This is a genomic window from Aureibacillus halotolerans (assembly GCF_004363045.1).
Classification (GTDB): Bacteria; Bacillota; Bacilli; order Bacillales; family DSM-28697; genus Aureibacillus; species Aureibacillus halotolerans.
The window spans coordinates 25,080-45,824 of the sequence record NZ_SNYJ01000016.1; the positions used below are offsets into that span (position 1 = coordinate 25,080).

The following is a 20,745-nucleotide window of genomic DNA, read 5'->3' on the forward strand; positions in this document are numbered from 1 at the left end:
ATTATCTAGATGATTGTGAATCTCTATAGGAGCTGCGTTTGTTCGACGAACCACCGCTATTGCCACCGCTACCACTACGACGACGACGGTATTCGGGCTTGCCTCCACGGTTTTGACGGTTTTGGCCGCCACTTCCGCCTCTACGATTGTCACGGAAATTTTTCCGTGATGCCGATGGAGCCTCTGCAGTCAAACGAACTGGCGTCTCATCTGGCTCTTTTGTAAGAAGCTTAATAGCTGCAGAAAGCAACGTGATTGAATCATGATCTTCAAGCAATTGTTCTGCATGCGTTTTGTAATCATTGAGATTGGACTCAGTTGCTGTTTCTTTCAACTTGTCCAACGCCATTTTTTGCTGGTTTTCCAACGCTTCAGTAGAAGAAGGAACAGGCTTGCGTGTCATACGACGTTTTGTTAAACGTTCGATGTTTTTAAGCTGACCCATTTCTCTAGGTGTGACGAACGTAAAGGCAACACCTGTTTTCCCCGCACGTCCTGTACGTCCAATACGGTGAACGTAGCTTTCCGGATCCTGTGGAATGTCAAAGTTATACACATGAGTGACACCTGACACATCAAGACCACGAGCAGCGACGTCTGTTGCAACAAGAACCTCGATCGTTTTATTCTTAAATTGCTTCATTACACTTGTTCGTTTAGATTGTGTTAAATCACCATGGATACCTTCAGCTGAATAGCCACGCGTAGCGAGAGCTTCTGAAAGCTCATCAACACGGCGCTTTGTCCGTCCAAATACAATCGCAAGCTCAGGGTTCTCCATATCAAGCAAACGCGTCAACGCATCGAATTTTTTCCGCTCATCGACTTCAATAAAGTTTTGCGTAATGTTTGGTACAGTGACTTCCTTCGATTTGACACGAACAATTTCAGGGGAACGCATAAATTTCTCTGCGATTCGGCGAATTGGATCTGGCATCGTTGCTGAGAACAGCAACGTTTGTCGTGCTTCTGGTACTTCTTTTAGAATCGACTCAATGTCTTCAATAAAGCCCATGTTCAACATTTCATCCGCTTCATCCAAAACGACGGTATGAATATGCTGCAAACGCAACGTTTTGCGTTTGATATGGTCTAACAAACGACCAGGCGTTCCAACCACGATTTGTGGATATTTTTTTAGGGCGCGAATTTGACGAGTGATGTCTTGACCACCATAAATAGGAAGCGCACGAATGTTTTTAAAACGACCAACTTTGTTTAATTCTTCAGCAACTTGCATCGCAAGCTCCCGTGTCGGTGCGATAACAAGCCCTGCAACACCACTGTGTTGTTTCGTTGTTTTTTCAATCATCGGCACACCAAATGCGGCTGTTTTTCCAGTACCCGTTTGCGCTTGACCAATCACATCAATACCTTTTAACGAGAGAGGGATTGATTCAGCTTGAATCGGCGTCGCCTCTTCAAACCCCATGTTGCCAATTGCCTCAAGAATTTCTTTGCTTAAACCTAGTTCACTAAATTTTGCCAATACAGATCCTGCTACCTGTCACATATACCATTCTTCTTCTATATCGGTGAGGCTCGGTAAAACCTCTGCATGCAACTTTTTGCAAACATTCAATAGATATCAATGAGCGTTCAAAGGATGTCATTCCTTGACCTGCTCTATATGTTTTAAGTAGCAGAGTCACCACCTTTCTGATTTTCGAATAGACAAAGCACTGTCCGTCAATCGGACAAACAACCTCTGTCACTATCCCCATAAAGCATGAGCATGCTCTAAGCCTTTTTCAGGTTGACGAGTGCAAACAATTTTATGCTCAAAGAAACGCTGAGCTCTTTAGTTTCAGATGATTCTTTTTCTCCTCGTTTTGCAGCTACAAAGTGAGCAACAATGTCATAGGAGCCTCAACACTCAAACTCTAGAAGAAAAACGTGGCTTGCCGTCAACCAAAACGATCGACGGAAGACTTGTCTGCCAAAAAAACACTCTCCGTCGTAAAACGGAAAGCGTAAGAGTGCTGATTGAGCTAAATTAACAACATAAAAAAGACCGACCTTGTTTGCCCGTCACTTTTTGGACGACAGCATTACTTACCTATGTTAGCATTATTGATCGCGAATGACAATATGATACCTCTAAAGCTAAACTATTTTTGTTTGGTAAAAAATTATTGAAGCATATTATTTTAATGCAGTTGTCCTACGCATAGCTAGAGCGGGTAACGACAAGCTGCCATACGCTCGCTTTCACCCTAAAGAGTACAAGTGCATCATCGACTCGAAAGGACCTCATCGTGATTTTTTTGCCGCTGGAGTCTCGCTAGTGGCTGCTTTTCATGATGCACTTGTTTTTTTAAGGTGTGACATGAATTAAAAAGGACTCATCTCGTTATACGAGACCGAGACAAAATAAAAACCATTCACGCAGCAACAAGCATCAGCGTAGTCAAAATACGTAGACTCCTGCGGGAACAGCGCGAGCTGAAGATCCCCTCGGAAAGCTTGCTTTTCGAGGAAGCTGAAGCCGTGCCCCGCGGAACGCGAAGTATTTTGACGAAGCGACCGTATTATTTGCACCCTAAAGGGCAACGTCGACTCAGAAGTACGTTTCGTCGTGATTTCTTTGCCGCTAGTTATTTAGAGCGTAGAGATCCGCTTAGTTACTAAAAGACGCTTCACTGCCAAAGTCGTCTCATTAAAAAGAAGCTGTGGTTTTTTTCATCTTGATAATAGTATCCATTGCCTGCTTTACCGTTCCGCATGTTTTAATCGATGCCAATGTAACACCCATCGAAACAATGGTTTGTGTAACGGCTGGTCTGAGCCCTGTTAAATAGCTTGAGATACCTATCAAGTCAAGGGATTGAATGACTTGATACAAATGATGGGCAACCTTCGTATCAATTGAATGAATACCAGAGACATCAATAATCATATAGTCTAGTTCCATCTGAGTAGCAGTGGCCAGTGTCTGCTCCATGATATATTCAAAACGCTGCGTATCAACTTCTCCGACTAACGGAAGGATTGCCACTCCTTCTAACACGGGTACCACTGGGGTGGACAACTCTAGGATTGACCGTTGTGCTTCTAACAATTGCTCTTCCTTAACATGCAAATATGCCTTTGAGAAAGACGTCATGGCCGTATCCATTGCCATGTCCACATGTTGTCCCAAAACGATCACGTCCTCATGCAGCAACCGTGTTTCTTTGATTTCGGTATCCATGAGGTCCCATATGGCTCGCCGTGTGTATTTCATGACTGTCAGGGCAGCTGTTATATCTTGTCTAGACATTGCTAAATATTGTCCTGCTTCTTCTCCCCACCGTAATATGGCTTCTTCGTTAATGAGTGGAACATCGGACGAAATGCTCTCTGCTGTGACGTAAAGCAATCGATCAAACAGTTCAATTGCGTTCTCCTCACGATGATCACTAGGCATCGACACATTGCCTGTATGTATGAACTGCATTTGGTCTGCTTTTTTTCGAAGTGAAAGTGTGTTTTCTTTTAGTAATTTCTTTATATAGGATATCGATTGAGACATGAAAACGCTGTCAAGCTGAGGTTTTTCGGAAAATCCTCATCTGAACAGCCGCACCACCTTCCTGCCTGGATTTCTCCGCTAAATTCCATCAATCGATCGGTAATTCAGCAAAACATTAATTCTTTCCCTTATTATCATTAATTGAAACATTTTAACTCAACTTTCGCACCTTACAATGGGCAGACACACTTAGATATAGCTGGAAAAACTGAAATTATTGTGAATGGTTGCTTTTATATAAGCTGCCATACGCTCACTTTTAGTCTAAAGGGCACAAGTGCAGCATCGATTCGAAAAGACCTCATCGTGATGTCTATGCCACTGTAAACTCGCATCAAGTACGAATGAGAAGGATGACTACGATTTAGATGATTGCCTTGACGACAAGAACCCCTTTTTGTGTTGGAGCTATTTTTCCAGCCTACTTTTTCTCATTATAGGGAATACCATCAAAGAAATCCGTTTGATGTCTTAAATAAAAGCACGTCACTCACGCCTTATCATGAAAGGAACACCTTATGAAACAATCTCGCCAAACTATTTTGCTCATTGCTTTAATTGCCACCTTTTTTCTCGGCATCAGCTCTTTTGTCTCCCCTGTTGGGCGAATCGTTTGCTGGAGCTTATATATGGTCATCGTGTTATCGATTTGTCTTGCTATTATGTTGGAAGCTCGTAACCCGTATAAAACGCTTCTCTGGTTTTATGCCATTCTCTTTTTTCCGATCATTGGGTATTCATTGTATCTCGTAACCGGTCAACTTGAAGTAAAAGGACACTTGTTTAGAGAAAAACGTCAAGATGATCGTTGGTATTTTGAACGCTTAGAAAAAAACAAGCCCCGAGACACGTGGCGAATGCTTACTGAAATGGAGCAGGCGTTGTCTGATTTTATCCATCACACAACCAAAAGTGAGATTAGCTTTTTCTCTTCGGCTACGGTTTTAACCAACGGACAGGAAAAGTTTCCTAAACTTCTATCCTCATTGAAAAAAGCAGAGCGTTTTATCCACCTTGAATATTATATTTTCCGTTCAGATCATATTGGTACAGATATTATTGATGTGTTATGTGAAAAAGCAAAAGCAGGACTTGAGGTCCGTGTCATTTATGATGGCATTGGAAGTTTGTGGCTAAAGCGAAAAGCAATTAAACGTATGAAAGATGCTGGTGTAGACATCTACCCCTTCCTTCCGTTAAGAGAGGCGCTAAACACACAAAAGCTCAATTTTAGAAATCACCGTAAGATTGTTATTGTAGATGGTCACGTCGGTTTTGTTGGCGGACTGAACATTGGCGATGAGTACTTAGGGCGCTCTAAAAAGTTTGGTTTTTGGCGAGATACTCATTTAATGATTACTGGAGAGGCATTGCAGCGCCTTCATACCATTTTTTTAATGGATTGGCATTATGTAAGTGGTGGTGAAAAGCTTGCCATTGAAACCTACTCCAGCACAAAAGCTCCGTCCACTCAAGTCGATGGTGCCATGCATGTCGTCTCCAGTGGACCAGATTCAGAGCAAGGAACGATGGCGGATATTTATTTTTCAATGGTCACGAGTGCAAAGCAATCGGTTTGGATTGCAACCCCTTATTTTATTCCAAACAAAGCTATGCGCACGGCGCTTGGCACCGCAGCAGCCAAGGGACTTGACGTTCGCCTCATTGTTCCAGAAGAGAATGATGGCTTTTTTACTCGCTACGGGACACAATCCTATTTTGATGAACTCCTCTCAAAAGGGGTCTCCATCTACACTTATAAAAAAGGGTTTTTGCATGGAAAAGTGATTCTCATTGATGGGCTAATCGCATCTATAGGTACGGCAAATGTTGATTTACGTAGCTTCAACTTGAATTTTGAAGTAAACGTCTTTTTGTTCCGTTCTAGCGCTGTCCACAAGCTCGTCCAGGATTATCAGAAGGATTTAGAGGATTGCCATCAACTTTCTATTGCTGAACGCCAAAAGCGCGGACTGGGCATTAAACTGAAGGAAGCCTTTTCCCGTCTTTTCTCGCCTGTGTTGTGATGAGTAGACAGAAAAAGCATTGGAATGCTATAGTTATACCACTTGAATACGCTGCGGGGAGCCTAACCAATGGCTGAGAGGGTGCGCCAGTGCACCGACCCACGAAACCTGCTCTGGATAATGCCAGCGAAGGGATGTCAGCAGAACGTCGGTTATTCCGACTGTTTATGCATTTTCTTTGTGAACATCGCCCTTGTTGGCGATGTTTTTTTATGCTCTGACACATTCACGCACGCCTGGTCATCGGAGCGCTCACATTCAAGAGGCAAAAATAAACGACCTAAAAGAGAGGATGAAGTTGTATGTCAAACGTTAATCTTGGCTTCCAAGTGCTACCAAAGGTAAGTGGAGACCTCAAGAGCTATGAGGTCGTCGATCGTGCCATTGAAGTGGTTGCCAATTCAGGCGTTTCCTATGAAGTAGGTCCAATGGAAACAGTCATGGAGGGCGATTTGAACGAGCTATTGGAGATCGTTAAAAAAGCGCAGGATGCGTGTATCGCAGCAGGGGCGTCAGAAGTAATGACCCATGTCAAGATTCATTATCGCCCTGATGGAGGCGTCACCATTGATGAGAAAATCGGGAAATATAGAGATTAACCGTGCTTTTACTCGTGGTGTCCTTCTGCCTACTTGTTTTATCCTTATGCTCCTTCTGTGTTGGGAGGTCGGTGTCTGGCTGACAGGGATTGAGCATTGGATTCTCCCACCACCGAGCGTTGTCATCCAAACGTTCTTTCTATCATGGCCACTTCTTCTCACACATATAGGTCCTACGGTGACAGAAACCTTGATTGGTCTTGGCATCGCAATCGTTGTAGCTGTTTTAATTGCCACGTTAACAGACCTGGCATTTTGGCTTAGGCAAACCTTGTATCCTCCACTTGTGATATCACAGACCATCCCTATTATTGCGGTGGCCCCATTGTTTATGATTTGGTTTGGCTATGGGCTGACGCCAAAAATCATTGTTGTCGCGCTCGTTTGCTTTTTCCCGATGACAATTAGCTTGGCTGATGGCTATCGCCAGGTTGATCCTGCGATGATAAAGCTGCTTCGTTCAATGGGGGCAACTCGTTGGCATATATTCAAAATGGTCAAACTTCCTGCCGCATTGCCAGCGTTCTTTTCAGGATTACGTATTGCGGGGACGTACAGTGTAATGGGGGCTGTTATTGGAGAATGGCTTGGTGCGAGCAAAGGGCTCGGCGTCTTTATGACAAGGTCTTCACAATCCTTCCAAACCGACCGTGTGTTTGCCGCCATTTTAGTGATCGTTTTGTTAAGCCTCCTCATTTACGGGCTGATAGAGTGGATCTCGCGCCTCGTGATGCCATGGCAATCACAACGTGTGCAGCAGAAAACAAGTCATCGTGACAAAAAAACGATTTCAAAAAACAAGGAGTGATTTCCTATGAACAAACATTGGCTTTTCGCACTGCTCTTAAGTTCTCTATTTCTGTTGGCTGCTTGCACGAATGGAGCATCCCCTGAAGAACAAGATGAAAGCAAAGCTGGTTTAACCGACGTAACGGTCATGCTCGATTGGTTTCCAAACACGAACCATACTGGGCTTTACGTGGCACAGCAAAAAGGTTTTTTTGAAGAGGCTGGCATTAATGTGACTATTCAACAGCCTGGAGAAGGAACGACTGCCGACACAATGGTAGCCTCAGGAACGGCTGATTTCGGCATAAGCACACAGGAAAACGTGACGCTTGCACGTACAAAAGACATCCCTGTAGTTTCTGTAGCTGCAATTATTCAACACAATACCTCTTCTTTTGCGTCTCTTGCCGAGGACAACATCACGACAGTAAATGATTTTGAAGGCAAACGGTATGGAGGTTGGGGATCCGAAAGTGAAGAAGCAACCCTTCGAGGCGTGATGCAAAATGCCGGCGCTGATCCTGACAACGTGGAAATGATTACACTTGGTGCGACCGATTTCTTGAAGGCGATTGGTCGTGACGCAGATATCATGTGGATTTTTGATGGCTGGGATCTTGTCGGCGCAGAGCTTGCCGGCAAAGACATTCACACCATTCCTTTAAGAGAAATTGATCCCGCGCTCGATTATTACACACCTGTGCTCATTTCAAATGAATCGCTCCTATCAGAACAACCTGACCTGGCGAAGTCGTTTATGGATGCTGTATCAAAAGGATACACATTTGCTATTGAAGAACCAGAAGAAGCTGCCGATATTCTTCTTGAAGCTGCTCCTGAACTCGATGCGGAGCTTGTGAAAAAGAGTCAAGCATATTTAAGTAAGGAATATCAGGCGGACGCGTCAGCCTGGGGTATACAAAATGAAGACGTTTGGCAGCGTTATGCAGATTGGATGTCAGAACGCGGATTAATTGAAGACTCCTTCACTGCTGTGGACGCGTTTTCAAACGACTTTTTACCATGAATCAGCCATTAATTGAAGTCCAGGCGGTGGAAAAAGCATTCGGTGAGACCGTCGCTTTAGCCTCTGCAGATCTCACTGTCCATTCTGGAGAATTTGTGTCCATCATCGGGCAAAGTGGTTGTGGAAAAAGTACATTGTTGGATATCATTTCCGGTTTGGTGGGGCCAGATCGAGGGGACATTTTCCTTGATGGGCAGTCTGTGTTACATTCCACTGGTCATGCTGGATATATGCCTCAACAGGACGTGCTCCTTCCATGGCGTACCATTATTGATAATGTCATTCTCCCGTTACAAATTGACGGAACAACCAAAAAGGCTGCACGTAAAATCGCGCAGGAACAACTACCTAAATTTGGTCTGGAAGGGTTCGGGGATCGATATCCTGACGCATTGTCAGGGGGCATGAAGCAACGTGCCAGCTTCTTGCGCACATGCCTTACAAAGAAAAAGCTGTTGTTGCTTGACGAACCATTCGGCAAACTAGATGCCCTCACACGTCTTGAAATGCAGCAATGGCTTGTAAAGCTTGCTCATTCTATGTCATTAACGATCCTTTTCGTTACACATGATATAGACGAAGCTCTCCTGCTGTCTGATCGCATTTATGTCATGTCCCCACGACCGGGACGAATTGTTAAAGAACTCCACGTGGAAGGAGAGCGTCCTCGTTCGATGGAAACTCTCTCTTCCCCTCAGTTACAAGAACAAAAACAAACATTGCTAAAAATGCTATTTGATCAGGAGCGGTCGTAAATGACCCTCCTGTGAATTAGCTCTGCTCTAGGAAAAGGGTACATTGAGCAAAAATCAAGCCCTTCTTTTTTCTTTTTTTCATGTATAATAACATCTGTTGCTCCTCTCTTCCCTTCAATTTTTCACTTCCGGAAACCCAATGTGTATTTCTTTTATTTCTTCATAAACATGATTGTTTACAACCACCCTTCCAACAGTTATACTTATACTCACCACAACATTTAGTGATTACATAAACGAAAACACACTACATTTAGTATCATCAGTGTTTTTACGATAAAATGTGGCATTCTACCAAAAGCAGAAAAACGTAGTGGATGCCGAGCAAGCTGATTAGATGGACCGGGAGGAATGTATGATGTTGGCAATTGATAGTCATGAAAAAGCATATGCGTATGTACAAGAGGTAGCAAAAAATTTTCCAGAACTTGATACAAGCGAATTAATGGAGAAAATAGAACGTTACCTAGAGCATCGAGACGATTTTACAGATGAGCAGTTCGAGCACTACTTACGATTGAGCGCTCTAGAAAAAATTACAGCGGAAGAACCCGACTGGACGTATTTCGCAGCTAAGGTGTATTTGGACGGGCTTTACAAAAAAGCAGCCGTCAGTCGCCAGTACGATCCAGAACAAAAATACGGTTCATTGCTTAAGCTACTAAAAGTGCTTACAGCGATGGATATCTACAACAACGATCTCCTTAAATCATACAGCGCCGACGAAATTCAACTGTTGGAGCAGGAAATCACTCCAGAACAGGATGAGAAGTTTACATACATCGGCCTCCTGACCCTGGCCGAACGTTATCTAGCCAGATCTCATGCAGGCGATGTATATGAGCTACCTCAAGAACGACTAATGATTATCGCCATGACTCTTATGCAAAAAGAGCCTGCCCAGCATCGTTTAGCCCTTGTTAAGGAAAGCTACTGGGCGCTCTCTAATCTTTACATGACAGTTGCCACTCCAACGCTTGCCAATGCCGGGAAAACATATGGTCAGCTTTCTAGCTGCTTTATCGATACAGTTGATGATTCACTCCGCGGCATTTATGACACGAACACGGATATTGCAACACTTAGCAAGCACGGTGGAGGCATCGGGGTTTACATGGGCAAAATTCGTTCCCGCGGCAGTGACATCCGTGGATTTAAAGGGGTTTCCTCTGGTGTTATTCCTTGGATGAAGCAATTAAACAATACAGCTGTCAGTGTCGATCAGCTTGGGCAGCGTCAAGGCGCCGTAGCTGTTTATCTTGACGTTTGGCACAAGGACATCTTTTCGTTTTTAGACACACGCTTAAACAACGGTGACGAGCGTCAGCGTACGCATGATTTATTTACTGGCGTTTGCCTGCCTGATTTATTTATGGAACAGGTTGAAAAACGTGAAGACTGGTATTTATTTGACCCACATGAGGTTCGTAAAGTGATGGGCTTCTCGCTCGAGGATTACTTTGATGAAGAGCTTGGCAAAGGATCTTTCCGCGATCGCTACTGGGCATGTGTCGAGCATCCTGATTTGGACAAGCGTCAACTTCCAGCGATTGAAATTATGAAATCCATTATGGTCTCTCAGCTTGAAACAGGCACGCCTTATATGTTCTACCGTGACACTGTCAACCGTGCGAACGCCAATTCACACCAAGGCATGGTGTACTGTAGTAACCTTTGTACTGAAATTATGCAGAACATGAGCGCGACGACAGTCACTGAAGAATATACAAAAGATGGAAAGATAATTACAGTCAAAGCACCTGGTGATTTTGTTGTCTGCAACCTCTCTTCCATTTCATTGGCTCGTGCTGTGCAAGACGATGTTGTCGAACGACTCGTCAACATTCAAGTGCGCATGTTGGACAACGTCATTGACCTAAATGATTTGCCTGTCCATCAAGCAAAGATAACCAACCAGAAATACCGCGCTGTCGGTCTTGGCACCTTTGGTTGGCACCACCTTCTCGCTGTCAAAGGAATTGCATGGGAATCCGAAGAGGCGGTTCATTATTGTGACGAGCTTTATGAAGACATTGCGTATTACACCATACGCACAAGCATGGAGCTTGCAAAGGAAAAAGGTCACTACCCAGCATTTAATGGCTCAGAATGGGAAACTGGTGCCTACTTTGATAAAAAAGACTATACCGGCGATCGCTGGGACACATTAAAACAGGATGTCCATGTAAACGGGGTACGCAATGGCTATCTCATGGCGGTTGCACCGAACTCATCTACAGCGTTAATTGCTGGTTCCACAGCAGGCATTGATCCGATCTTCCGTAAAGAATACTCGGAAGAGAAAAAGGACTATAGAATTCCTGTCACAGCGCCTGACTTGTCAGCAAAAACAACATGGTATTACAAATCCGTGTACTTGATTGACCAGCATTGGAGCATCCGTCATAACGAGAAGCGCCAACGTCATATCGATCAGTCCATTTCCTTTAACCTGTATGTTCGAAACGACATTAAAGCGAAAGAACTTTTAACACTGCACCAGCAGGCTTGGGAGTCTAATTTAAAGACAACGTACTATGTGCGCTCCACTTCTGGTGATGTTATTGAGGCTTGTGAGAGTTGCGAAAGCTAGGCTGTTGACAAACGCTTGCTTTCTTTGTTGCTTTGCCTCGGGGAGGTGCTCATTGCCCGTGTGGCAACTCCGCGCCTCCCAAGGCTTCGCGCCTCGAAAGATAAACGTTTTCAATCAGCCTAAATACGGCTGTTGATAAACACTTGCTTTCTTTGTTGCTTTGCCTCGGCGAGGTGCTCATTGCCTGTGTGGCAACTCCGCGCCTCCCAAGGCTTCGCGCCTCGAAAGATAAACGTTCATCACCTGACTTGACTGCTTTCCAATTATATCTACACTCTGTGCGAGGGTTCATTCTCTCGCCTTTCTTTTTCTCTAAAACGCTCAGAATGTGGAACACGTCGAGTTTTATTGTGTACCTACCTATTTAGGTTTAGTGACTCTATAGTATTTATTGAAGCCAATAGTAGATGAATGAAATGATTTAAATCACACTAAGGTAAGAATTTTGAAAGGATGAGCACAAGACAATGACAACTTCTCATCAGCTTGAAAAACGTAAGCTTATGGATCCTGAGGCACCAAACAGGTCCACTGCTATCATCAATGGACAAAGCTCGAACATTTTAAACTGGGATGATGTCCGTTTTTCATGGGCGTACCCAAAATACAAACGTATGTTATCCAACTTCTGGACACCATTCGAAATTAATATGTCTAAAGACATCCGCCAATTTCCACAGCTCTCTGAAAATGAGCAGGACGCATTCCTGAAAATTATTGGTTTACTCGCTTTGTTGGACAGCATTCAAACCGACTATGCAGGCAAGGTTGCAGATTACCTTACCGATTCTAGTCTAAACGCATTGATGATTATTCTTGCGCAACAGGAAGTCATTCATAACCATTCCTATTCCTATGTCCTTTCTAGCGTTGTCTCCAAAACACAACAGGACAAAACCTTTGACTACTGGCGTACCGAACCAACGTTGCGTAAACGCAATGACTTTGTGACAAACGGGTATGCAAGTTTTGCAGACGAACCTACAGTATCGAATTTGCTTCGTTCCGTCGTGTACGATGTCATCTTGGAAGGTCTCTTTTTCTACTCTGGGTTTGCATTCTTTTACAACCTTGCCCGCAACCAAAAGATGGTCGCCACAAGCACAATGATCAACTATATCAATCGTGATGAGCAGCTTCACGTTGATCTGTTTGTGAAGATCTACAAAGAAGTACTGAATGAATACCCTGACGAAAACACAGCAGAGCTAGAACAATTCGTCATCGATACATTCAAACAAGCGGCTGAACTCGAGATTGCTTGGGGACGAGAAATTATCGGCAATCGCATGGAAGGCATCGAGATGCACGAGCTTGAAGACTACATTAAGTTTATGGCTCAAAAACGCGTTAAACAGTTAGGTTATGAGGGGCCGTACCCTGAACATACGAAAAATCCGATGCGTTGGATCGTTGCCTATCAAGAGGTCGATCTCGGTAAAACAGACTTCTTTGAACAGAAGTCGCGTCAGTACACGAAAACAAATGATGCCAATGGCTTTGATGATCTTTAAAAACGAACAAAAACACCGACGTGCTTTAATGGGCATCGTCGGTGTTTTTACGTTGATATAAAGGTATGTTGAGGGTCATTGGTCATTCGTTCGCTGTTTAGGGACAGCAATACGATAAAAAACCCCTTCGTCCACCTGATTTTCTATTGAAATGACGCCGTGATGTAAATCCACTATTCGTTTAACAATGCTCAGACCGACACCCGTCTGCCCCATATCATTCCCCTTGTGAAACGGCTCGAACATCTCTTTTTCCACATCTTTTTCTATCTTTGGTCCATCATTTGAGACAATAAGAACAATCTCCTTATCGCGATCAAACAGCTCAATGGTCACCTTTGAGGAAGCAAAACGGAGCTGATTCTCCAATACATTTTCAATGAGGTTCCCCCATTGATCACGGTCACCATTCAACGTCACTTCGTCAAGCTTCGTGTAAAGCTCAATTTCCTGACGTGTCCATTTTAAGCGCTCTAACACGTCTGACAGTACTTGATCCAATCGGAAGTCCTCAGCGTACATTTCTCTACGTGACAAATAATCTAGCTTCGTTAAATACAACAGGTTTTTAATTTTCGTTTCAAGGCGCTGTGCTTCCTGCTCAACGACCTCCATCGTTTTCGGCAAGTCGCCCTTAGGAAATACGCCGTCACTCACTGACTGTGCATAGCCACGAATCACCATGACAGGCGTTTTTAGATCATGCGAAATGTTTTGCAGGAGCGTCCGCTGCGCCTCATCCTTCTGAACGAGCTTCCTTCTCATATCCTCAATGGATTGACCAAGATGACCAATTTCATCATGACGGTCCACTTCGACAGGGTCATGCCATTTTTGCTTAGACAACCGTTTGACATGCTTTTGCAGTGTGACAAGTGGTTTAGTCAGATACTTGGCAAGCAGTAAAGACGGAATCCAGCTTAACAGAAAGACGGCCAGCATTAGAAGTCCTAGCTGCCGAAAGAGTGTAAAAGTCAATTCATCTAAATACGCATCCCTCGCATAGGAAAGTAAATACGCCGGTTGTCCATCCAACTGCACCTTGCGAACGACGTAATAAAGCCGCTCTCCGTTCACCGTCGCCGCATAACGTGCGCTAATCGATGATTGGGCGAGTGCGATTTGCTGACTTTTCATAATGAAGTCCTTTGGTAAATCGCCAGAATAAAAAATGACAGAGGTATTTAAAGGCAACAAGACATGGTTGACAGAGCGATCAGACCCGTCAAACTGATCGTCTAATAACCGATTCTGATCATTTTGTGGGAGTTGTGCCTGTGTTAACACATGCTGCTCCCCTTCAATTGAAGAATATATTTCAGATGTGAAAAATTGACGTAGTGTCATCGGAAACAAGATGGCGAGAATGATTGAAATGGCAACAAGAATGCCAGCCAAAACCACCCAAATTTGAAAAGCAAGGGGCCAATTTTTCATGACTTCATTAACCGATAGCCGAACCCATAAATCGTTTCTAACCGCATCTCTGGCATCTTCTTCCGTATTCGACGGACGAGATCATCGACGACACGGTCACTGCCAAAGTAATCTCTCCCCCAAACCGTGTTCAGTACATCTTCTCTAGAAAAAGCGTGTCCCGGGTGTTCTACAAACAAAAGCAACAGATCAAACTCCTTTGAGGTAAGCCCGAGACCTTTCTCGCCATCCTTCACTTCTCGAATATCTTTGTTAATGGCATAAGGCCCAACCTGAACATGGTCATAGGACGACGGTTTTTCCCTTCCTTGAGAGGAAGACCCATACGTAAGCTCCAACAGCTTTTGGCAGCGAATAACAAGCTCTCGGGGGAGAAATGGCTTTGCCAGATAGTCACTGCTACCAAGCTCTAAGCCCAGAACTCGATCAAAGTCTTTATCACGTGCTGAGATAAAAATAACAGGTACATCTGGTGTAACCTCTTTAATGTTTTTAATCAATGTGTATCCATCAATATCCGGAAGCATGATATCTAATATCCATAAATGAGGTGATGTATGAATATATTCACGAGCAGAAGTCCCATTTAGGAAAGAGGTAACCTCCCACCCTTCGTTTTGCAAATAAGTCACCAAAAGCTGATTCAGATTTTCTTCGTCCTCGACAATATGTATTCGAAATGACATGCCGTCCACCTCCATCGCTATTATACCCTTTTCCAATATGTCCATTGTCGGATTTTACAATTTCCCATAGTCTTCTCAAATTTATCCCACAATTGCACGTTATGATGTAAACAGATCAAAATAAAGGGTTCCCACCCTTTCACATATACTTTATAAGGAGTGTTTACGCATGAACAATGACAACCGAAATTCGTTTGACAATGATCGGAATGACGATTTTATATCTGGTGAAAATGAACAACAGAACGATGCACAATACCATAACAATACAACCAGATATGAAAAGCCTGAGATCACACCGTACACGAAAGCGGAAAAGCCGTCTAGTTCAGTAAAAAAGCGCAAGCATTGGCTGAGCCCAGTCATCGGTGGTCTTGTTGGCGGCGCATTGGTATTTGGTGCTTCAACGGCAGGTTACATCCCAGATTATGATACGCTAGCAAGCACTGCCAACCAGAATACTGTTCAAGCAGCCGACAGCAACGTTACAGCCTCCACCATTGCGAACAGCTCCGTGGATCAAAATAGCACTACAGCAGATATTGCGGAAGCTGTCATGCCAACCATTGTAGGTGTCGTCAATTATCAACAACAACCTACACAATCAGCATGGTCACAAGCGGAACAGGAAGTCCAAGCAGGAACTGGCTCAGGTGTTATCTTTAAGAAGGATAACGGAAGTGCCTATATCGTCACGAACAACCATGTTGTGGAAGGTGCCAGTCAAGTAAAAATCACGCTCCACGATGGAGAAGAGCGTGAGGCTGAAATTGTCGGCACAGATCCATTGACCGACCTCGCTGTCCTAAAGATTGATGATAAAGGCATTGATAAAGTCTCTGAGTTTGGACAGTCCTCTGAATTGCGTGCCGGAGAAAAGGTCATTGCGATTGGAAACCCTCTTGGGCTTGAGTTTTCAGGCACTGTCACAGAAGGTATTGTGAGTGGTCTTAATCGTACAATTACAGTTGACACATCTGCTGGACCTTGGCAGTTAAACGTACTGCAAACCGATGCAGCAATTAACCCAGGAAACAGTGGCGGACCACTATTGAACACCTCAGGGCAAGTCATTGGCATCAACTCGCTCAAAATTAAACAAGCAGGCGTTGAGGGTCTTGGGTTTGCCATCCCTAGCGAAGATGTTCTTCCGATCGTCAATGAACTCATGGAGAATGGAGAAATCCAACGTCCAACCTTGGGTGTTAAAATACTTGATGTAAGTCAAATACCGCAGAATTTCCAGAAGAATACCCTTGGGCTTTTTGGTGACACGTTGAATAATGGCGTTTATGTGGACTCAGTTCAACCAGGATCAACAGCAGAAAAAGCAGGTCTTCAATCCCAAGATGTGATCGTGGCAATTAATGATAAAGCCATCGAAGGCAGCTTCGATCTTCGCAGAGCACTTTATACTGTGGATGCTGGTGAAGTGTTGAAATTAAAGCTCATCCGTAATGGTGATACGGTGACTGTCGATGTTCACCTAAGCGATCAAGACATGGCTCAGCCTGAATTGTAAAGTAAATGAACCAGAACCATAAACAATGATCCATCCCCCAATACAAAACACTCTGATCTCATGTGAGTCAGAGTGTTTTTATTTATGCATATAAAGGCGTTTAGGACTACTGAAAAGCTGGGACAATATACTTCACTAGGAACCATAGAATCCCAAAGAAAATGATTAAGTATGTTGCGTACTTAATAAAAGTTGACGCTACCTTACTGGAATCACTTTTCTTTTCACGTCGCTCGATCTCCACATCACGATGTTCTTGTGGCATTAATTTCCCTCCTCATCAAAGTAGCTTCTTTACACTTAGCTACCCGATTTACGCATGAGGAAAACCTAGGCTATAGGCACAACGTCATACCCCTGATCCTCAATAGCGTCATACAACGTCTTCATGGCCACTTCTTGATTGAATTGTACATCGACCTGTCCCTCTTGCAAATGAACATCAACAGCCGCAACACCATCAATCGTCAACAATGCGTTTTTTACCGAATCCTCACAATGACTGCATGACATTCCTTTTACTTGAATTGTTGTTTTTTCCATATGTCATCTTCCTCTCTTGGATTCCATTTTATCTTACCCAATTGTGGGGCTGTCTCATTTCATTTAAACAGAAAGCTGTTGTGTAGCACAACGGCATCGTATTTAACATGCATTCGACGTATTATTGCCTAACAATGCTCTTTGTCTAATGAGTTTAAATGCTGTCACATAAGAGCTGCTTTCGTGCCAAAATACCTGCACGATTCATCCTCCATATTATATACCCCTATATGGTATATATCAAACAAAAAAAAAAGAGTCTTCTTTTGTCACTCAAATTGTAGACACCATCGGATCTAAGACAGCATTGACAAAAAGCGGACTGAATGAAAACGCTTGACTTATCTAAGTGCAAAGTCTTGAGAGGCGCGGAGGTGCCACACAGGCAATGAGCACAGGACGAGACAAAGCAACGACGAAAGCGAGCGTTTGTCATTCCAAAAAAATCAGGCTGAATGAAAACGCTTGACTTTCGAGTCGCAAAGTCTTGGGAGGCGCGGAGGTGCCACACAGGCAATGAGCACAGGACGAGACAAAACAACGTCGAAAGCGAGCGTTTGTCATCAGCCTGAAAGAGACATATTTTCGACTCATTGTTATTCATATGTATTTAATCTAAGGTGGTATTGCTAATGCACAGGGAGTGTTCAAAGATTAGAAGAGAGTACACAAGGAAAAAAGATGTTTCGCTTACCTTTTTCACCACAAAAAACTTAGCGCTTGTCCATTACGAAATGGTGTCATAGGTCTTTTTCCTTAGATACCGTCGATACGCGTTTAACAAATGGTCTAATTCTTGGCTTGCTTTAATGGTTAGCCCACCTGTTAACCCCTCTGTTTCAGCAATTTTAATCATTTCACTTCTTTTTTCATCAATACTTGCTAAGTAATCTTCCTTTTCCTGAATAACATTTCCAAACAAAAGCAACACCTCTTGGTTACATGGTTGACCTTATTATGAACAATTCTGAGTACAAAGGAAACCGTTTCATCAAAAATAGTGTCGATTAGACAAAATTCTGTGCGCTTTCGACATCGACCAACATGGACTATCTTAGCAGCATAGTTAATTCGTCCTGATTATGAACTAAATCGCGAAGTGTGTATTTCTCAAGGACGTTAAAATACGCCATCATTGCCTCACCTAATACGCCACGCAGTCGACATGCTTGGCTAATGACACATACGTTTTTTTCATCGTTAAAGCATTCTACAATATGAAAGTCTTCCTCCACCAGTCGGATGAACGTTCCAATATTAATATCCTCTGGACGCTTTGCTAGTCGCATCCCCCCGTTTCTTCCACGAACGGTTTCAATAATGCCTAGCTTCCCTAATTCATACGTAATTTTCATTAAATGGTTCTTCGAGATACCATAGGATGTTGCAATATCTTTTATATTCGTCAGCTTGTCTTCTTTTTTTGTTGCTAAGTAAATAAGCACACGTAGAGAATAATCCGTATATTGAGTTAGACGCATTCAGCACTCTCCACCCTTTCATAACAAACGTAAGAAATTGCTTCTATTCTAGCATATAATGTATGCGACGTCCCAGAGACTTACCTTATTTTCACACACGATGACTCGGGTGCATAAAAGACACTCATCAAGGGAATGACTTAATGAGCCCATTACGCTCGCTTCCTTTTTTATTATGCCGAATACTGGAGTGAGAACATGCCAACAAATAAGTCAAACATCATTGACCCAAAGGATAAAAAAAACGTTGCCTTGCTCATTATTGATGTCATCAATGATTTTGAGTTTGAAGGTGGGGAATCACTAGAAGCGCAGATGCCTGATTTTATCGAGAATTTGTTAGCCATTCGCGATGCGGCCACCAAAATGCAATTGCCTGTCATCTACGTGAATGACAATTTCGGCAAATGGCAATCTGACTTTCATCAGCTCACCCAACAGATTTTAAAAGGGAACTCTCCAGGTCAGCCTATGGTCGAAGCCTTGCAGCCGAGGGAAAATGACTATATAGTCGTGAAACCGAAACAATCCGGCTTTTATTCAACGCCCCTTGACATGCTCCTTTCGCATTTAGCTGTAGACACACTCATTCTCACAGGGCTCACTGGCGACCAGTGTATACTGTTTACCGCAATGGATGCCTATATGAGGGATTTCCGTTTGTACGTTCCTGATGATTGTATTATCACAATTGATGAAACGATACATAAAAATGCCATGGATATGATCAAAACCAATCTAAAAGCAGATGTATCGTATTCGAAAGACCTTCCTTTCTGGTCGCCGCACTAGACCTGATTTAATTAATTTATCTTTATAGACTCCGAACCATTCAATTAAATCTGTTCGCAATTTATTATAGCTAGTAGGCATTGGCCGCTTCGTCAAAATACTTCGCTTTCACCCTAAATGGCACAAGCGCAACATCGACTCGAAATGACCTCATCGTGTTTACTTTGCCACCTGGCGCGGCTTTAAAGGCTAATAGTCCTTCAACACATGAAATTAGCTGTAATGAGTTAATTTCACAACAAATTTTTTGTGAGCTCTACCTTAGCTTGTAAAAAGCGTCAACAAATCAAAAGCAGCCACTAGCGAGACTCCAGCGGGAAAAGCGAGCTAGGCGAGACCCCACAGAGCGCCTAAGCGATCGAGGAGGCTCGCAGTTCTCCCGCGGAAAGCGAGCGTATGGCAGCTTGTATCAAAAGCAACCCCAACATTGAATTGCAGACTTACCCATCTATACTTAAGAGTGTCCCCGAAATGAAGGTACACAAGTTGAGAAAATAAGATCAACGTTACCTGAAAGGGTACTAAACAAAAAAATCCCCTCTGAAAGGATAGACGAAGGCAAGTGCTTCGTTCCATCGTTTTTTCGTCGGGGATTTGTCATGAAGAATGAATTACTGTTTGTACCAGTCATCAAAGATCGTCACTGGAAGCACGCGTTTATGGCGTGTTTTCATAAAACGAGATTCAATGGATTCACTCGCTGCTTTATCGATCTCTTTGCCCTCAAGATAATCATCAATTTGTTCATACGTGACTCCTAGAGCAACCTCATCTGGAATTCCGGGCTTATCGTCTTCCAAATCTGCTGTAGGCACCTTTGTATAAATGGCTTCATCTGCGCCCAACTCTTGGAGCAACGCTCTCCCTTGCCGTTTGTCCAAGCCAAACAAAGGCGTTATGTCACAAGCACCGTCACCAAACTTCGTATAAAAACCTGTCACCGCTTCTGCCGCATGATCTGTGCCGATCACGAGCAACGATTGATCCGCCGCAATATCATATTGCACCTTCATTCGCTCTCTTGCTTTAATATTGCCTTTAAGAAAATCAGAAATAGGATGATCCATTGCTTTTTCAAAAGAAGCAGCTGATGCGTCTACAGCTGGCTTTAAGTCAACAGTTACCTTACGATCTGGCTGAATAAACGCCAACGCTCGTTGCGCATCGTCTTCATCATGCTGTTGGCCGTATGGAAGTCGAACTGCAACAAAGGTGTACTCATTCCCTGTTTCTTCTTTAAGCTCATTGACAGCCATTTGTGCTAGCTTTCCGGCAAGTGAAGAATCCTGACCACCACTAATGCCGAGAACGTATCCCTTTGCGCCAGAGCGTTTGGCATACTCCTTTAAGAAACCAATCCGTTGCTTAATTTCCTCTACTGGATCAATTGACGATTTAACGCCTAACTCCTTAATAATGTGCTCTTGAAGTTGTCGTGTCATTTAGTCATACATCTCCTTTACATC

The 20,745-nt window shown here is 43.5% G+C and carries 18 protein-coding genes and 1 riboswitch; of the genes, 9 read left to right on the plus strand and 9 right to left on the minus strand.

Translation table 11 applies throughout. The features are described 5' to 3' along the window. Position 1 precedes the first annotated feature (1 nt). On the minus strand, positions 2 to 1,489 hold the full coding sequence (gene cshA / locus EV213_RS15815) for a degradosome RNA helicase CshA (protein WP_133581529.1): 1,488 nt from the start codon (positions 1,487 to 1,489) through the stop codon (positions 2 to 4). A 1,170-nt stretch (positions 1,490 to 2,659) separates the two neighbouring features. Further along, positions 2,660 to 3,514 (minus strand): STAS domain-containing protein, encoded by an 855-nt coding sequence (locus EV213_RS15820; protein WP_133581530.1) that lies wholly within the window; start codon positions 3,512 to 3,514, stop codon positions 2,660 to 2,662. A gap of 518 nt (positions 3,515 to 4,032) precedes the next feature. Here EV213_RS15820 and cls point away from each other — a divergent pair. From cls to EV213_RS15855, 7 genes are all read left to right on the plus strand, one after another. Continuing rightward, positions 4,033 to 5,541 carry a cardiolipin synthase gene (gene cls / locus EV213_RS15825; protein WP_133581531.1) on the plus strand — a complete coding sequence of 503 codons (1,509 nt, stop codon included), beginning with the start codon at positions 4,033 to 4,035 and terminating at the stop codon, positions 5,539 to 5,541. Between the two features lie 44 nt (positions 5,542 to 5,585). Next, positions 5,586 to 5,696: riboswitch (TPP riboswitch) on the plus strand. A 147-nt stretch (positions 5,697 to 5,843) separates the two neighbouring features. After that, positions 5,844 to 6,140 carry a thiamine-binding protein gene (locus tag EV213_RS15830; RefSeq protein WP_133581532.1) on the plus strand — a complete coding sequence of 99 codons (297 nt, stop codon included), beginning with the start codon at positions 5,844 to 5,846 and terminating at the stop codon, positions 6,138 to 6,140. Continuing rightward, positions 6,112 to 6,948, plus strand: coding sequence for an ABC transporter permease (locus tag EV213_RS15835; protein WP_133581575.1), 837 nt, complete (start codon positions 6,112 to 6,114; stop codon positions 6,946 to 6,948). Before EV213_RS15830 ends, EV213_RS15835 begins: the two co-directional genes overlap by 29 nt. Before the next feature lie 6 nt (positions 6,949 to 6,954). Beyond that, a complete protein-coding gene (locus EV213_RS15840; RefSeq protein ID WP_133581533.1) occupies positions 6,955 to 7,956 on the plus strand; it encodes an ABC transporter substrate-binding protein in 1,002 nt (333 codons plus the stop codon). Further along, the gene (locus EV213_RS15845; protein WP_133581534.1) at positions 7,953 to 8,711 is read left to right on the plus strand and encodes an ABC transporter ATP-binding protein; all 759 of its coding nucleotides are present in this window, start codon (positions 7,953 to 7,955) and stop codon (positions 8,709 to 8,711) included. The genes EV213_RS15840 and EV213_RS15845 overlap by 4 nt, the downstream gene beginning before the upstream one ends. Before the next feature lie 355 nt (positions 8,712 to 9,066). Continuing rightward, positions 9,067 to 11,304: a ribonucleoside-diphosphate reductase subunit alpha gene (locus EV213_RS15850; RefSeq protein ID WP_424923066.1), complete on the plus strand. Its 2,238-nt coding sequence runs from the start codon at positions 9,067 to 9,069 to the stop codon at positions 11,302 to 11,304. 467 nt (positions 11,305 to 11,771) lie between these two features. Beyond that, a complete protein-coding gene (locus EV213_RS15855) occupies positions 11,772 to 12,818 on the plus strand; it encodes a ribonucleotide-diphosphate reductase subunit beta (RefSeq protein ID WP_133581535.1) in 1,047 nt (348 codons plus the stop codon). Between the two features lie 75 nt (positions 12,819 to 12,893). Here EV213_RS15855 and EV213_RS15860 read toward each other — a convergent pair whose 3' ends face one another. Both EV213_RS15860 and EV213_RS15865 read right to left on the minus strand, forming a co-directional pair. After that, entirely contained in the window at positions 12,894 to 14,255 is a 1,362-nt protein-coding gene (locus EV213_RS15860; RefSeq protein WP_133581536.1) for a sensor histidine kinase, read from the minus strand. Beyond that, entirely contained in the window at positions 14,252 to 14,941 is a 690-nt protein-coding gene (locus EV213_RS15865; protein WP_133581537.1) for a response regulator transcription factor, read from the minus strand. The genes EV213_RS15860 and EV213_RS15865 overlap by 4 nt, the downstream gene beginning before the upstream one ends. A gap of 169 nt (positions 14,942 to 15,110) precedes the next feature. On the opposite strand from EV213_RS15865, the gene EV213_RS15870 reads away from it, so the two are divergent. Beyond that, the gene (locus EV213_RS15870) at positions 15,111 to 16,463 is read left to right on the plus strand and encodes a S1C family serine protease (RefSeq protein WP_133581538.1); all 1,353 of its coding nucleotides are present in this window, start codon (positions 15,111 to 15,113) and stop codon (positions 16,461 to 16,463) included. 106 nt (positions 16,464 to 16,569) lie between these two features. Here EV213_RS15870 and EV213_RS20835 read toward each other — a convergent pair whose 3' ends face one another. The 4 genes from EV213_RS20835 to EV213_RS15885 form a co-directional block, all read right to left on the minus strand. Then, positions 16,570 to 16,728 carry a hypothetical protein gene (locus tag EV213_RS20835; protein WP_166639357.1) on the minus strand — a complete coding sequence of 53 codons (159 nt, stop codon included), beginning with the start codon at positions 16,726 to 16,728 and terminating at the stop codon, positions 16,570 to 16,572. Positions 16,729 to 16,793: 65 nt separating this feature from the next. Beyond that, entirely contained in the window at positions 16,794 to 17,006 is a 213-nt protein-coding gene (locus EV213_RS15875; protein ID WP_133581539.1) for a copper ion binding protein, read from the minus strand. Positions 17,007 to 17,733: 727 nt separating this feature from the next. After that, complete coding sequence (locus EV213_RS15880; RefSeq protein WP_243740209.1) at positions 17,734 to 17,928, minus strand: aspartyl-phosphate phosphatase Spo0E family protein; 195 nt, start codon at positions 17,926 to 17,928, stop codon at positions 17,734 to 17,736. 127 nt (positions 17,929 to 18,055) lie between these two features. Then, entirely contained in the window at positions 18,056 to 18,487 is a 432-nt protein-coding gene (locus EV213_RS15885) for an RrF2 family transcriptional regulator (protein ID WP_133581540.1), read from the minus strand. A gap of 198 nt (positions 18,488 to 18,685) precedes the next feature. Here EV213_RS15885 and EV213_RS15890 point away from each other — a divergent pair, with 198 nt between their 5' ends. Beyond that, positions 18,686 to 19,279 carry a cysteine hydrolase family protein gene (locus EV213_RS15890; protein WP_133581541.1) on the plus strand — a complete coding sequence of 198 codons (594 nt, stop codon included), beginning with the start codon at positions 18,686 to 18,688 and terminating at the stop codon, positions 19,277 to 19,279. Positions 19,280 to 19,890: 611 nt separating this feature from the next. Here EV213_RS15890 and nadE read toward each other — a convergent pair. Next, entirely contained in the window at positions 19,891 to 20,721 is an 831-nt protein-coding gene (gene nadE / locus EV213_RS15895) for an ammonia-dependent NAD(+) synthetase (protein WP_133581542.1), read from the minus strand. Positions 20,722 to 20,745: the final 24 nt, after the last annotated feature.